This is a genomic window from Methylocystis sp. Sn-Cys (assembly GCF_016745395.1).
Lineage (GTDB): Bacteria > Pseudomonadota > Alphaproteobacteria > Rhizobiales > Beijerinckiaceae > Methylocystis > Methylocystis iwaonis.
The window spans coordinates 370,040-384,171 of record NZ_JAERVJ010000001.1; the positions used below are offsets into that span (position 1 = coordinate 370,040).

Sequence of the window (14,132 nt, forward strand, 5' to 3'; positions counted from 1 at the left end):
CGACTCAATCTAGACCGAAATGCGGCGAATCCCATCGATGATCGCGGCCGCGCGCGGGGTCGAGAAAAGCGCTTCTATCGAAGGGCCGAGCTTGCGCCGCCAGTTGGGCCGCTCCGCATCCGTGCCAGGGAGATTGACCGCGACGCTTTCGCCAGCCAGATCGTCGAGCTGCGCCATGGCGAGCAAAGACGGGGCGCGGGCGGCGAAGCGATGCAGCGCAGCCGCGAGCGCATCGTCGAACGCAATATCTTCCGCAGCGGCGTCGAACAGGCCCTCGTCGCGCAAGGCGTCGAGCATCGCGCGCTTGTCTTTTGTGCGCGTTTCGCGCTCGGCCGCCGCCGCTTCAGGCGTGAGAAGCGCAAGCCTTTCTTTTTCGTCTATATCCGCGCCGCGCCACCAGCCTTCCAATGTCGGCAGGTCATGGGTGGAGACGCAAGCCATGGCCTTTACCGGATAATCGCTCGGCCGGATGAAGCCCTCGCCGGCGCGCTCGAACCAAACGACGCGATAGCTCAGCACATTCGCCGCCTCCAACCGCTCGCGGAAGCCCCAGGGCAAGGTGCCGAGGTCTTCCCCGACCACCATGCAGCCGGCGCGCCGACTCTCGAGTGCAAGCTGCGCCAGCAAGGTCTCTAACGGGTAGGAGACATAGGCGCCGGCGCCGGCCTTCTCGCCCTCTGGCACGAGGAAAAGCCGCGCCAGTCCCATTGCGTGATCGATACGCAGCGCGCCGGCGTGGCGCATATTGGCGCGCAGCAGCTCGGCGAAATCCGCGCCGCCATCTTTCTCAACCGCCAGCGGGTTTAGCGCCGGCAGTCCCCAGCTTTGGCCCTTGCGGCTGAAGGGATCGGGCGGCGCGCCGATCGAGAAGCCGTCGAGGAGACGAGATGCCTTGCTCCAGCTCTCGGCGCCATCGGGCGCGGCGCCGACGGCAAGGTCACGGCAGAAGCCGAGCGCAAGGCCCGCGTCGCGCGCGTCTTGCGCCGCTTGTGCGAATTGGCGATCGGCGATCCACTGCAGGAAGCGTTGGAAGCGAATGCGCGTTGCGTGCTCCAAGGCAAAAGCGGCGAGCGCATGTGGCGCGCCGTCGCGCAGCTCCTGCGGCCATTGGCGCCAATCCGCGCCGCCGCGCGCTTCGCTGATCGTTTCGAACAGCGCAAAACGCGTGAGCGCCTCGCCGCCTTCCGTGAGGAATTTGGTGAAGTCGGCGACGACGAGCGTGTGGTCTTGCTGCTGATGCGCCAGCGCATCGAAACGCGCGAATGCTTTTTCGAGCGCCTGCTGTTTCAACGCATGAACGGCCGGATAATCGACCGTGTCGCGCGTCGAGAGCGCACGCGCAATTGTCTCATTGAAGCCGTCGCCAAGGAGGCTTTCGAGGTCGATGTAGAGCGAATCGAGAAAGCGCCTGTCCGACGGATAATAGGGGCTCGCGCGCGAGCGATCCTGGGAGGAGAGCGCATGCAGCGGATTGATGGCGACAAGCGCCGCGCCCGACTCGGCGCTGTTTCGCGCGAGCCGCGCGAGCGTCGTGAAGTCGCCGATCCCCTGATCGCCGTCGCGACGCAAGGAATAGAGCTGCGCGGATATGCCGAACTCACGCTGGCCCTGCGGCAAATTGCATTGCGCGGGCGAAACGATCAGGCGGCAGGCGATGTCTTCATGCTCCGCGCGCAAAATGTAGCGGCCTGAATCGAGGGGCGGCAATTGCGCAAGATACCCGTGCGTCACCCGACCATCCACGCCCCGCCACGCATAGGGGGAGAGTGTTGGAAGTTTTAGGGTGCGCGCGTCGCACCCGTTTTCATCCGATAAAATAAGGTTCGACGGCGCGCGGCAATCAGCGGCGGCGAGGCGCAAAGTAATTGCTTCTCCGTCACGCGCGACGGCGTGATGCGGAAGCGCGCGTCGATCCCGCGCGTCTGCGAGGCGGACGAGGCTGTCTGTGGCCTCAATGCGCGTCTGCGCCGGCAGGCCGAGGGCTGCCAGCAGGTTCAGGAGCGTCTCTCGGGGAACGTCATGCGCCGCGCCGTCGACGTCGCGCCAATTCGGGGCGATTCCAGCAGCTTCTGCAAGATGCGCGAGCATTGCGTCGGCGACGGGAGCAGGCGCGCGTCGCGCGGCGCTTTTTTCTTCCCTGAGAAGTAGCACGCTGCGCGCCGGCGTTGTCAGCCTGTCCGCAACGACCGAGACACCGGCGGTGTCAGAGGCGTCGAAAGCCACGCGCCAGTCATAACCGTCGCGCGCCGGCGGCGGCGTCACCTCGCGAGGCGCCCGGCCGCGATGGAGGATTACGAGCGCGCGGTCGCCATTCGCATAAAGTGACACAATCAGCGTCTCAGCGTCGCCACGCCGCCAGTCTTCCTCGCGCATCGGCGCGCCGTCGGCGCCGAGCCATTCGACGTCGGGAAGAAGTGTTTCATCCTGCGCGCCGCCATCGAGAAAGCGATCGTCACGTAGACAGACATGCGCCTTGCGCAGTTCGATCAGCCGCGCGACGGCCTCGATCAGCGAAGGATCGGCCGCCGCCCAATCGAGCCAGCTTGTTTCATTGTCCTGCGCATAGGAATTGTTGTTCCCTTTTTGCGTATGGCCCAGCTCCGCGCCCATGGAGAGCATGGGCGTCCCCCGTGAGAGCAGCAGCGTCGCCAAGAGATTGCGTTGGTCGCGCGCGCGCGCCGCGACGATTGCCGCATCGTCGGTCTCGCCTTCGGCGCCTTTGTTCCAGGAGAGGTTTTCGTTTGCGCCGTCACGCCCCTCTTCGCCATTCGCCTCATTGTGCTTGCGCTCATAGGAGACGAGGTCGCGCAGCGTGAAGCCGTCATGGGCGGTGATGAAGTTAATGCTGTGAGAGGGGCTGCGGCGCGGGAAGAAATCCTGCGAGCCGGCGAAGCGGGTCGCAAGCTCCGCCACGCCCGCAGCGTCGCCGCGCCAGAAGCGGCGAACGCAATCGCGATAGCGGTCGTTCCATTCGGCGAAGGCGGCCGGGAAATGCCCAAGCTGATAGCCACCCGGCCCCATGTCCCAGGGCTCGGCGATGAGCTTCAAGTCGCGCAAAACCGGGTCTTGCAGCAGCGCGGCGAGGAAAGGCGCGTTACGGTCGAAGCCAGATGGATGACGCGCCAGCGTCGTCGCGAGATCGAAGCGAAAACCATCGACGCCGCCATAGATCGCCCAGGCGCGCAGCGCATCCATGGCGAGACGCACGACGGGCGCGCGGTCGAAGGCGAGGATATTGCCGCAGCCGGCGTCGTTCACATAGCGCGCGCGGTCGTCGGCAAGGCGGTAATAGCTCGCATTGTCGAGGCCGCGCAGCGACAGCGTCGGCCCCCATTCGTCGCTCTCGCCCGTATGGTTGAAGACGACGTCGATGATGACGTCGAGCCCAACCGCATGCAGCGCATCAACCGCTTCGCGCACCTCGCGCCATCCGCCCGGCGCCAGACTCGGGTCGGGCGCCATCATGGCGATGGGGTTGTAGCCCCAGTAATTCGTGAGACCCAGCGGCGGCAGATGGCGCTCGTCAATCCAGGCGGCGCAGGGCAAGAGTTCAAGCGTGGTGACGCCGAGCTTTGTGAGATGCGCGATGGACGCTTCATGCGCAAGGCCTGCGAATGTGCCGCGCAACTGCGGCGGCACATCCGGATGCATCGCCGTGAAGCCTTTAACGTGCATCTCATAGATGATGGTGTCGCGCCACGAATGGCGCGGGCGCGAAGGCGCCGCCGCCTCCGGGCGCGTCATCACGCATTTGGCGACGAAAGGCGCGCTGTCTTCCCGAGCAGCCGCGCCGGATGCGAACATGCTGTCATGCAGCGTCAGCGCGCGATCGAGCATGAGCGCGTAAGGATCGATGAGAAGCTTCGCGCCGTTGAAGCGATGGCCCTCATGCGGCGCGTCGGGGCCGTAAGCGCGCAGGCCGTAGCGCTGGCCTTCTTTCAATCCTTCAATATGTCCGTGAAAGACGTCGCCCGTTTTTGCGGGGAGGCGAATGCGCTGCGTCTCTGCGTCGCTTTCTTCGAAAAGGCAGAGATGAATTTCTTCGGCATGGGCCGAGAAGACGGCGAGATTGGCGCCTGTGTCGTCGAGCGTGACGCCGAGTGGCTCCAGGGCGCCGGGGGAGATGCGCATCAGGCCCCCTCCCTAGCCCTCCCCCGCTCGCGCGGGAGAGGGGACAGATTGTCGCCTTTATCCACTATGCCGATCGTGAGCGTCCCCTCTCCCGCTTTAGCGGGGGAGGGACAGGGAGGGGGCAAGAAGCCCCTCAGCTCCGCGCCGCAATCGCCTCGCGATACAGCGTCGCATAGCGTTTCGCCGGATGGCGCCAGGAGACGTCCGTGCTCATGCCGTTCAATTGCAATTTGCGCCACGTGTCCTTGTCCCTGAAAATTTCCTGCGCCCGGCGAAGCGCAATGTCGAGCGCCTCCGCTGTCGGCGGTGAAAATTGGAAACCTGTGGCGACGCCCGCCTGGAGCGCCATTTCATTCGCGTCGACGATCGTATCCTTCAATCCGCCGACGCGCGAGACGATCGGCGCCGCGCCGTAGCGCAAGGCGTAAAGCTGCGTCAGCCCACATGGCTCGAAGCGCGAGGGGACAAGGAAAGCGTCGGCGCCCGCCTGTATGAGATGCGCCAGATCCTCGCTGTAACCCACCCATACCGCGACGCGGCCGGGATAGGCGTCCCGCGCGGCGAGGAAGCTTTCTTCGAGATGTCTCTCGCCCGTGCCGATCAAGGCGAGCTGCGCATGGCGCGCCATGAGCGACGGCAGAGTGGCGAGCAGCATGTCGTGCCCCTTCTGCCAGGACATGCGGCTGACGACGCCGAGGAGAAAAGCCTCGGGGTCAGCGTCGAGATGCATACGCTTTTGTAGCGCGACTTTGTTTTTTGCGCGCGCCGAGAGGGTCGCGGCGTCATAGGTCGCTTCTATGCGCTCGTCCGTGGCGGGGTTCCAGACGTCTTCATCGACGCCGTTGAGAATGCCGCTCACGACGTCGGCCCGCGCACGCAGCAGGCCGTCTAACCCCATGCCGAATTCGGGCGTCTCGATCTCCTGCGCATAGCTCGGCGAGACGGTGGTGATGCGGTCGCAAAGCTGCAGGCCGGCTTTTAGAAAGCCGATCGCGCCGTAATATTCCACGCCTTCCATCCGGAAGGATTCTGGCGGCAGGCGCAGCTCCGTGAGCAGTTCCTTCGCAAACTGCCCCTGGAAAGCGATGTTGTGAATGGTGACGATCGTCGCCGGTCGCGGCCTGCCGCTGTAATGCAGATAGGCGGGCGCAAGCGCCGCCTGCCAATCATGGGCGTGAAGCACATCCGGCGTAAAATCAGCGAGCGCGCCCTGCGCCATCTGCGCGCCGACCCAGGCGAGCGCCGCGAAGCGGAAGGCGTTGTCCGGATAATCGACGCCGTCCGCGGTAGTGTAAGGCCCGCCCTCGCGCGCATAAAGATGCGGCGCGACGAGCGTATAGACGATGCTTGCGCCGAGACGCCCGGCATGGACCCATGCGGGCCCGTCGAAGAGATCGTCGAAAGACAAAACCGTCTCGCCCGCGCCGAGCGCCGCAAGCGCTTCCGGATAGCCGGGGATGAGCGTGCGCGTTTCGACGCCTTCCGCCGCAAGGGCGCCCGGCAGCGCGCCGACGACATCGGCCAGCCCGCCGGTTTTGACGAGCGGACTCATCTCGGAGGCGACGGCGAGAACGCGTAGAGTCATGGCGCGAGCCTGTCGATCATCGGCTGCGTAATGAGGCAAATGCCCTGCTCGCTGCGACGGAAGCGCCGCGCGTCTTCCTCAGGGTCCTCGCCGACGACGAGGCCCTGCGGAATGCGCACGCCGCGATCGACGACGACATTGGTAAGCCGCGCCGAACGGCCGATATCGACGTAAGGAAGGATCACTGCATTCTCGACCGAGGCATAGGAATTCACGCGCACGCCGGTGAAGAGCAGCGAGCGGCGCAGCGTCGAGCCGGAGACGATGCAGCCGCCGGAAACGAGCGAAGAAAGCGCCTGCCCGCGCCGCCCCACCTGGTCGTGCACGAATTTGGCGGGCGGCGTGATTTCCGCATAGGTCCATATCGGCCAGTTGCGGTCATAGAGATCGAGTTGCGGCACGAAATCGGTGAGGTCGATATTGGCCGCCCAATAGGCGTCGACAGTGCCGACATCGCGCCAATAGGCGTGCGGCTCGCTCGCCGCGCGCACGCAGGAGCGCGAGAAATGATGCGCCACGGCTTTGCCGTGCTTCACGATGTAAGGGATGATGTCCTTGCCGAAATCATGCGTGGAGCCGAGGTCCTGCGCGTCGCGGCGCAGTTGGTCATACAGAAACTTCGCCTCGAACACATAAATGCCCATGCTGACGAGCGCGCGATCGGGATGGCCGGGCATGGCGGGTGGATCGGCGGGCTTTTCGATGAAGGAGATAATGCGGTCGTCATCGCCGACATGCATCACGCCGAAGCCGGACGCTTCGCTGCGTGGGATTTCGAGACAGCCGATGGTGACGTCCGCGCCTTGCTCCACATGCTGTTTGAGCATGTGTTCGTAATCCATCTTGTAGACGTGATCGCCGGCGAGCAGCACGATATATTTCGGATCGTAGCCTTCGATGATGTCGAGGTTCTGATACACTGCGTCCGCCGTGCCGAGATACCAGTGGTCTTCGGAGACGCGCTGGCTCGCCGGCAGAATGTCGAAGCTCTCGTTGCGCTCGACGCGAAAAAAGCTCCAGCCCCGCTGCAAATGGCGGATGAGGCTGTGCGCCTTATATTGCGTGGCGACGCAGATGCGGCGAATGCCGGAGTTGAGCGCATTGGACAATGCAAAGTCGATGATGCGCGATTTGCCGCCGAAATAGACCGCGGGCTTGGCGCGCCGGTCGGTCAGTTCCATGAGCCGCGAGCCGCGCCCGCCAGCGAGGACATAGGCCATGGCGTGGCGCGCGAAAGGCGGATTGTCATAGGCGGCCATCAGTCACACCCAGTCTGCGATTCGAGTTTCATTGTAGTCCGGCGTTGTCGAATTCGAAGAACAAAGTGGCGAGCGGCGGGATTTGAATCTCGGCCATCGCCGGGAAGCCGGCGAAGCCCTCTTCCTTCGCATCCACCCCGCCAAGATTGCCTTGCCCGGAGCCGCCGTATGGGCTGGCGTCCGAGTTGAGGATTTCGCGCCAGCGCCCGGCGTAGGGCAGGCCCAAGCGGTAATGGCGCCGCGGCACGGGCGTGAAGTTCGAGACGACAAGGATCGGCCGCGTGCGGTCGGAGCCATAGCGCAGAAAGGCGAAGACGGAACTTTCCGCGTCGTCGACGACGACCCATTCGAATCCCTCGCTTTCGCAGTCGCGCGCATGCAAAGCCTCGTGGCTGCGATAGAGATGGTTCAGGTCGCGAACAAAGTCGCGCAGCCCTTTGTGGAAGGCGTGCGCCAGCAACCCCCATTCGAGCTCGCGCGCATAATCCCATTCGCTTGTCTGGCCGAACTCCTGCCCCATGAAGAGGAGCTTCTTGCCGGGGTGGCCCCACATGAAGCCGTAATAGGCGCGCGCGCCGGCGAAGCGCCGCCACTCGTCGCCCGGCATTTTCGAGACGATCGCGCCTTTGCCATGGACGACCTCGTCATGAGAGAGCGGCAGCACGAAATTCTCGGCGAAGGCGTAGAGCAGGCCGAAAGTGATCTCATTGTGCCGCCATTTGCGATAGACGGGATCGGACGACATGTAGCGCAGCGTGTCGTTCATCCACCCCATGTTCCATTTGAAGCCAAAGCCGAGCCCGCCCATGTCGACGGGCCGCGTGACGCCGGCCCAGGACGTCGATTCCTCTGCAATGGTCACGACGCCAGGGTAGAGCCCGTAAACAAGCGTGTTGACGTTTTGAAGAAAGGCGACCGCGTCTTTGTTGTCGTTGGAGCCGTCGGGATTGGGCGCCCATTCGCCTGGCGCGCGCGAGTAATCGAGGTAGAGCATGGAGGCGACGGCGTCGACGCGCAGCGCGTCGATGTGGAAGCGATCCAGCCAATAGAGCGCATTGGCGATCAGGAAATTCGCGACCTCGCGCCGGCCGTAATCATAGATCGCCGTGTTCCAGTCCGGGTGAAAGCCGCGCCGAGGGTCCGGGTGCTCGTAGAGCGGCCCGCCGTCGAATTGCGCGAGGCCATGTTCGTCGGTCGGGAAATGCGCGGGAACCCAATCAAGGACGACGCCGAGCCCCGCCTGATGCGCGCGGTCGACAAAGCGCTTGAAGCCTTCCGCGTCGCCATGTCGCCGCGTCGGCGCGAACAGGCCAATCGGCTGATAGCCCCAGGAGGCGTCGAGTGGATGTTCGTTGATCGGCAGAAGCTCGATATGGGTGAAGCCCATATCAGCGGCGTAAGGGATGAGCTGATCGGCAAGCTCGTCATAGGTGAGGAAGCGCCATCCATCCGCCTTCCGCCAGGAGGGCAGGTGAACCTCGTAGATCGACATGGGGGCGCGGCGCGGGTCGCGCTCGGCGCGCGCGCGCAGGTGCTTTTCGTCCCCCCAGTCATAGGGCGCGTCGGAGGCGACCACTGAAGCCGTCGAAGGGCGCAGCTCCGCTTCGAAACCGAAAGGATCGGCCTTCAGCGGTAGGAGATTTCCGTCACGGCCGAGGATCTCATATTTATAGACCGCGCCGGAGCCGACGCCGGGAAGGAAGATCTCCCAAATCCCGCTATCGACGCGCTTGCGCATTTGTGCGCGCCGCCCGTCCCATTGGTTGAAGTCGCCGACGACGGAGACGCGCCTGGCGTTCGGCGCCCAGACGGCGAAATTGGTCCCCTCGACGCCCATATGCCTCACGACATGGGCGCCGAGACGCTCGTAGAGCTTCCGATGCGCGCCTTCGACGAAGAGATGATCGTCCATCGCGCCGAGGAAGGGCGGGAAGGCATAAGGATCAACGAGGCGCCACTGCGATTGGCCGTTCGAGGCCGCCAGAACATAGGGCGCGCCTGGGTCAATAGAGGCCAGCCCCTCGAAAAAGCCGTCCGGGTGGACCAGCTCCAGCTCAGTGACGGGCCGGCCCTGCGGCGTCTCGGCGGCCAGCGTCCGGGCGCCGGGGATGAAGGCCCGAATGACGCGGCCGTCGCCGGTCTCATGGGGGCCGAGGACGCCAAAAGGATCGCCATGGCGGGCCGCGACAATCGCCGCGATCTCGCTCGGGTCAGCTCGCCAACTGGGTCGTGTCATGAGGATTGGGTGATCCGGCGGGGTCCTATTGCGTATCATGGCCTCGCGCGCCCCATGCGGAAAGCCCCGGATGGTCGTTCCTCACGCGCTTTTCGCCGCGCCATTGCCAATCCGTCCCGTCTGCGCTAGCTCGACCCGGTCTTTTCCGCGTCCCTTCGGCCCTTCGGCCGCTCGTCCTAGAGGGAACGCGCGTGACGGAGCTTTCCCGCATGAAACTGCCTAATCAGTTCTACCGTCCGCTGGCCATTGGCGCGCCGGCTCCCTATCGCGAGCTGCCGGTCAAGGTCGAGCGCATGATCCATTTCGTGCCGCCGCATCTCGAAAAAATGCGCGCCAAGGTTCCGGAGATCGCCAAGCAGGTCGACGTCGTGCTCGGCAATCTCGAGGACGCGATCCCGGCCGACGCTAAGGAAGCCGCCCGCGCCGGCTTCATCGAGATGGCGAAGTCGACCGATTTCGGCTCGACGGGCCTCTGGACCCGCATGAACTCGCTGAACAGCCCCTGGGCGCTCGACGATATGATCCAGATCGTCGGCGCGGTGGGCAATAAGCTCGACGTCGTCATGCTGCCCAAGGTCGAAGGCCCCTGGGACATCGCCTATCTGGACCAGCTTCTCGCCCAGCTCGAGGGCAAGAACGGCGTGACCAAGCCGATCCTTATCCACGCCATTCTGGAGACCGCCGAGGGCGTCAAGAACGTCGACGCCATCGCCGCGGCCTCCCCGCGCATGCATGGCATTTCGCTGGGCCCGGCCGATCTTGCGGCCTCGCGCGCCATGAAGACCACGCGCGTCGGCGGCGGCCATCCGGAATATAAGGTCATCGCCGACGCCGATCCGGGCGCCGGCCTGCGCGCGACCTTCCAGCAGGATCTCTGGCACTACACCATCGCCAAAATGGTCGACGCCTGCGCCTCGGCCGGCATCAAGGCCTTCTACGGCCCGTTTGGCGATTTCTCGGACGGCCCGGCCTGCGAGTCCCAGTTCCGCAACGCCTTCCTGCTCGGCTGCGCCGGCGCCTGGTCGCTGCATCCGACCCAGATCGAGATCGCCAAGCGCGTTTTCTCGCCCGATCCCAAGGAAGTCGCCTTCGCCAAGCGCGTGCTGGAGGCGATGCCCGACGGCACCGGCGCGGTGATGATCGACGGCCGCATGCAGGACGACGCCACCTGGAAACAGTGCAAGGTCGTGGTCGACCTCGCCAAGCAGGTCGCCGCCAAGGACGCTGATTTCGCCAGGATCTACGGTCTTTGACCGGCACCCCTCCTACGGGAGGGGCGGAAAACCAGTGACCACCGTCATTGCGAGGAGCGCAGCGACGAAGCAATCCAGGGCGGCTACCGCGGCTCTGGATTGCTTCGCGTCGCTCGCAATGACGCGCTGGTTCATAAAAATCATTGCCGCGCGGAAGGCCCCGATAAACCAGGGGAATGCCGCGCGCCAATTGCTGAGCATTTTACATATTCCGCACACCGGCCCGTTTAGGATTTTGCGCCCACGCTCCTTTTGAATAAGGAGCAAAGCCGCCATGAGCCAGACGCGCGACCCGACGCCCGAGAATGTCATCGAACTCGCCCGCTATATCCGCGACGGCGCGGGCTCGGGCGGCATGGAGGAGGCCGCGCGTCTCGCCGAAGAGCAACTTGCGCGGCTCAAGGAGCTGGAGCTTCTCTACGTCGCCGACGAAGGACACGCGGCGATCAGCCCGGCGGCGCGGGAGATGTTCTTCGAAAATGTGGGTCTGCTGCGCCGCCTCGGCGGAACGCGCTGATCCGCCGCCATTGACAGACGCGCCCCGACGCTCCTAAAAAGCGCGCTGATCTCGAAAGAGAAAAAAGTTCGACCAGCCGAGCCGCCCCATGAGGCGGCAGGTCAACGCCCGGCAGCGCGATGCGCCCCCGGGCGCGTTTTGCTTTGGCGCGGCGGCTGACGCAGGCGCTGCAGGAGTGACAAAATGTTCGAGAGCCTTTCCGACAAGCTCTCCGCCGTATTCGACAAGCTCACGCGCCGCGGCGCGCTGAACGAAGCCGACGTCAACGAGGCGCTACGCGAAATCCGCCGCGCGCTGCTCGAGGCCGACGTCGCGCTCGATGTCGTGCGCTCCTTCTCCGATAAGGTGCGCGACCGCGCGGTCGGCGCGGGCGTCATCAAATCGGTCTCCCCCGGCCAGATGGTCGTCAAGATCGTCAATGACGTGCTGATCGAGACGCTGGGCGAGACGGCGCAGCCGATCGACCTCGCCGCCCGCCCGCCCGTCGCCATCATGATGGTCGGCCTGCAGGGCGCCGGCAAAACCACCACGACGGCCAAGATCGCCAAGCGGCTGAAGGAGCGCCACGACAAGCGCGTGCTGATGGCGTCGCTCGACGTGAAGCGCCCCGCCGCGCAGGAGCAGCTCGCCGTGCTCGGCCGCCAGGTCGAGGTCGACACTCTGCCGATTGAGCCCAACCAGACGCCGCTGCAGATTGCGCGCCGCGCCATGGAGGCCGCGCGTTTGCAGGGCTACGACGTGGTGATGCTCGACACCGCCGGCCGCACCCATATCGACGAGCCGCTCATGCAGGAGATGGCGGACATCAAGTCCTACGCCAATCCGCACGAGACCCTGCTCGTCGCCGATTCGCTCACCGGCCAGGACGCGGTCAATCTCGCCAAGAACTTTGACGAGCGCGTGGGCCTCTCCGGCATCGTGCTGACCCGTATGGACGGCGACGGCCGCGGCGGCGCGGCGCTCTCCATGCGTTACGTCACCGGCAAGCCGATCAAGCTCATCGGCACCGGCGAGAAGATGGACGCGCTCGACGAATTCTCGCCGAGCCGCATCGCCAACCGCATTCTCGGCATGGGCGACATCGTCGCCCTCGTCGAAAAGGCGGCCGCCGCCATCGACGCGGAAGAAGCGCGCAAGACAGCCGCGCGCATGGCCAAGGGCAAGTTCGACCTTCAGGACCTTTGCGACCAGCTCGCCCAGGTCGAGAAGATCGGCGGCCTCGGCGGCATGATGGACCTCTTGCCGGGCGTCGGCAAAATGAAGGACCAGCTCGCCAAGGCCAATCTCGACGACAAGGTCATCAAGCGCCAGCGCGCCATCATCCTCTCCATGACGCCGCAGGAGCGGCGCAATCCCGACCTGCTCAAGGCCTCGCGCAAGAAGCGCATCGCGGCCGGCTCCGGCATGAAGGTCGAGGATATCAACAAGCTCCTCAAGCAACATCGCCAGATGGCGGATCTCATGAAGTCCTTCGGCGCCGGCAAGCGCGGCGGGCTCATGGGCAAGGCCGCGCAGATGATGGGGCTCGGCCCCGGCGGCATGCAAATGCCCTCGCAGGAGGAGCTGCAGAAACTGCAGGAGAAGCTCGGCGGCGCCCCTCCCGGCGCCCCCGGCATTCCGGCCGCTCCCCCGGCCGATCTCCTTGCGCAGAAGCCGAACCTTCCGGGGCTCGGCGGCGGACTGCTGAGCGGGCTCAACCCGTTCGGAAAGAAAAAGTAATCACAAGACTCACAAGGAAACTGACATGTCTCTCAAGATTCGTCTCGCTCGCGGCGGCGCCAAGAAGCGCCCCTTCTATCGCGTCGTCGTCGCCGACTCCCGCTCGCCGCGCGACGGCCGCTATATCGAGAAGCTCGGCACCTTCGACCCGCTGAAGGCCAAGGACGCCGCCGACCGCGTCATTCTCGATCTTGAGAAGGCCAAGGAGTGGATCGCCAAGGGCGCGCAGCCGACCGACCGCGTCGCTCGCCTGCTCGACGCCGCTGGCGTGGTGAAGCGCGAGGCCCGCAATAATCCCGAGAAGGCGCAGCCGAAGAAGAAGGCCCAGGAACGCGCCGCCGCCGCGGCCGAAGCCGCCGCCGCCGCTGCGGACGCGGCTGCGTAATCGATCGCTTTTTCCCCCTCCCCAACCCTCCCCCGCTTGCGCGGGAGAGGGAGCGGACCGTCGCCTTCATCTACGATGCTGATCGCGAGCGTCCCCTCTCCCGCTTGCGGGGGAGGGCCAGGGAGGGGGCCAAGCCGCCATGACCAAACCCAACCTCGTCCTTCTCGGCCGTTTCGGCGCGCCGCATGGCGTGCGCGGCGAGATTCGCCTGCAGAGCCACACGGCTGATCCGCTCGCGATCGGCTCCTACGGCCCGCTCACCGACAAAAGTGGCGCCAAGACCTTCAAGCTTCAATCCGTCCGCCCCCAGGGCAAGGACATGCTCGTCGCGCGCGTCGAAGGCGTCGCCGACCGCTCGGGCGCCGAGCGGCTGACGGGCGTCGAGCTTTACATCGCCCGCGAGAAGCTTCCAGCGCCGGAAGACGAAGACGAATTCTACCTCGCCGATCTCGTGGGACTGCGCGCCGAGGCGCGTGACGGCGAATTGATCGGTCACGTCGTCGGCCTCAGCAATTTCGGCGCGGGGGATATTCTCGAAATCCAACCGCCACAGGGCGAGACGATCCTGCTGCCGTTCACCAAGGCGGTGGTTCCGATCGTCGACGTTGCGGGCGGTCGGGTCGTCGTCGAGCCGCCGGCGGAAGTCGAAGGCCCGGCCGACTGACCTACGGAAAGGCGTCCGGGCGAGGATCGGAGAGCCTGACGACGCATTTTGCCGAGACCTCGTCGCCGACTCCGAGCCGCTCCTTGGCGCGCACGCTCGCTTTTATCGCGAGCAGATAGGGCCCCTCTTTTGATGGAAACAAGGTCGTCTCCCAGACGCTGGAGCCGAGCGTCACAGTGACCGGCACATAGCCGAAGCCGGTGCGATTGATTCTGCGCTCTCCTTTCAGCCTTTTGGACTCCTCGCCGTCGAGAGAGAGAAAATACCAGCCGCCGGGGCCTGGATATTTCCAAATCGGGCCTCTGACCTCGAGTCTCAAAAAATTCATTTCAGCAGATCTCCGCTACGAGACCAGCATATCCGATCGCCCTTTCTCCCGCAGC

At 65.0% G+C, this 14,132-nt stretch carries 10 protein-coding genes; 5 read left to right on the top strand and 5 right to left on the bottom strand.

The features are described from left to right. Nucleotides 1-9: 9 nt before the first annotated feature. From glgX to glgB, 4 genes are all read right to left on the bottom strand, one after another. Nucleotides 10-4,131, bottom strand: coding sequence for a glycogen debranching protein GlgX (gene glgX / locus JJT62_RS01705; RefSeq protein ID WP_202070953.1), 4,122 nt, complete (start codon nt 4,129-4,131; stop codon nt 10-12). 133 nt (nt 4,132-4,264) lie between these two features. After that, complete coding sequence (gene glgA, locus JJT62_RS01710) at nt 4,265-5,716, bottom strand: glycogen synthase GlgA (RefSeq protein WP_202070954.1); 1,452 nt, start codon at nt 5,714-5,716, stop codon at nt 4,265-4,267. After that, nucleotides 5,713-6,975, bottom strand: a complete 1,263-nt coding sequence (gene glgC / locus JJT62_RS01715; RefSeq protein WP_202070955.1) for a glucose-1-phosphate adenylyltransferase — start codon at nt 6,973-6,975, stop codon at nt 5,713-5,715. Before glgC ends, glgA begins: the two co-directional genes overlap by 4 nt. A 28-nt stretch (nt 6,976-7,003) precedes the next feature. Next, nucleotides 7,004-9,211, bottom strand: coding sequence for a 1,4-alpha-glucan branching protein GlgB (gene glgB, locus JJT62_RS01720; RefSeq protein WP_202070956.1), 2,208 nt, complete (start codon nt 9,209-9,211; stop codon nt 7,004-7,006). Between the two features lie 209 nt (nt 9,212-9,420). Here glgB and JJT62_RS01725 point away from each other — a divergent pair, with 209 nt between their 5' ends. The 5 genes from JJT62_RS01725 to rimM all read left to right on the top strand — a co-directional run bounded on the left by JJT62_RS01725 (nt 9,421) and on the right by rimM (nt 13,749). Continuing rightward, the gene (locus JJT62_RS01725; protein WP_202070957.1) at nt 9,421-10,464 is read left to right on the top strand and encodes a CoA ester lyase; all 1,044 of its coding nucleotides are present in this window, start codon (nt 9,421-9,423) and stop codon (nt 10,462-10,464) included. A 274-nt stretch (nt 10,465-10,738) separates the two neighbouring features. Next, entirely contained in the window at nt 10,739-10,981 is a 243-nt protein-coding gene (locus tag JJT62_RS01730) for a hypothetical protein (RefSeq protein ID WP_202070958.1), read from the top strand. A gap of 183 nt (nt 10,982-11,164) precedes the next feature. Next, nucleotides 11,165-12,700: a signal recognition particle protein gene (gene ffh, locus JJT62_RS01735; protein WP_202070959.1), complete on the top strand. Its 1,536-nt coding sequence runs from the start codon at nt 11,165-11,167 to the stop codon at nt 12,698-12,700. Between the two features lie 25 nt (nt 12,701-12,725). Next, nucleotides 12,726-13,085 carry a 30S ribosomal protein S16 gene (gene rpsP / locus JJT62_RS01740; RefSeq protein WP_165049614.1) on the top strand — a complete coding sequence of 120 codons (360 nt, stop codon included), beginning with the start codon at nt 12,726-12,728 and terminating at the stop codon, nt 13,083-13,085. Nucleotides 13,086-13,224: 139 nt separating this feature from the next. Beyond that, a complete protein-coding gene (gene rimM, locus JJT62_RS01745; protein ID WP_202070960.1) occupies nt 13,225-13,749 on the top strand; it encodes a ribosome maturation factor RimM in 525 nt (174 codons plus the stop codon). A 1-nt stretch (nt 13,750) separates the two neighbouring features. On the opposite strand, the gene JJT62_RS01750 is transcribed toward rimM, so the two are convergent. Beyond that, on the bottom strand, nt 13,751-14,077 hold the full coding sequence (locus JJT62_RS01750) for a DUF1905 domain-containing protein (protein ID WP_202070961.1): 327 nt from the start codon (nt 14,075-14,077) through the stop codon (nt 13,751-13,753). Between the last annotated feature and the right edge of the window lie 55 nt (nt 14,078-14,132).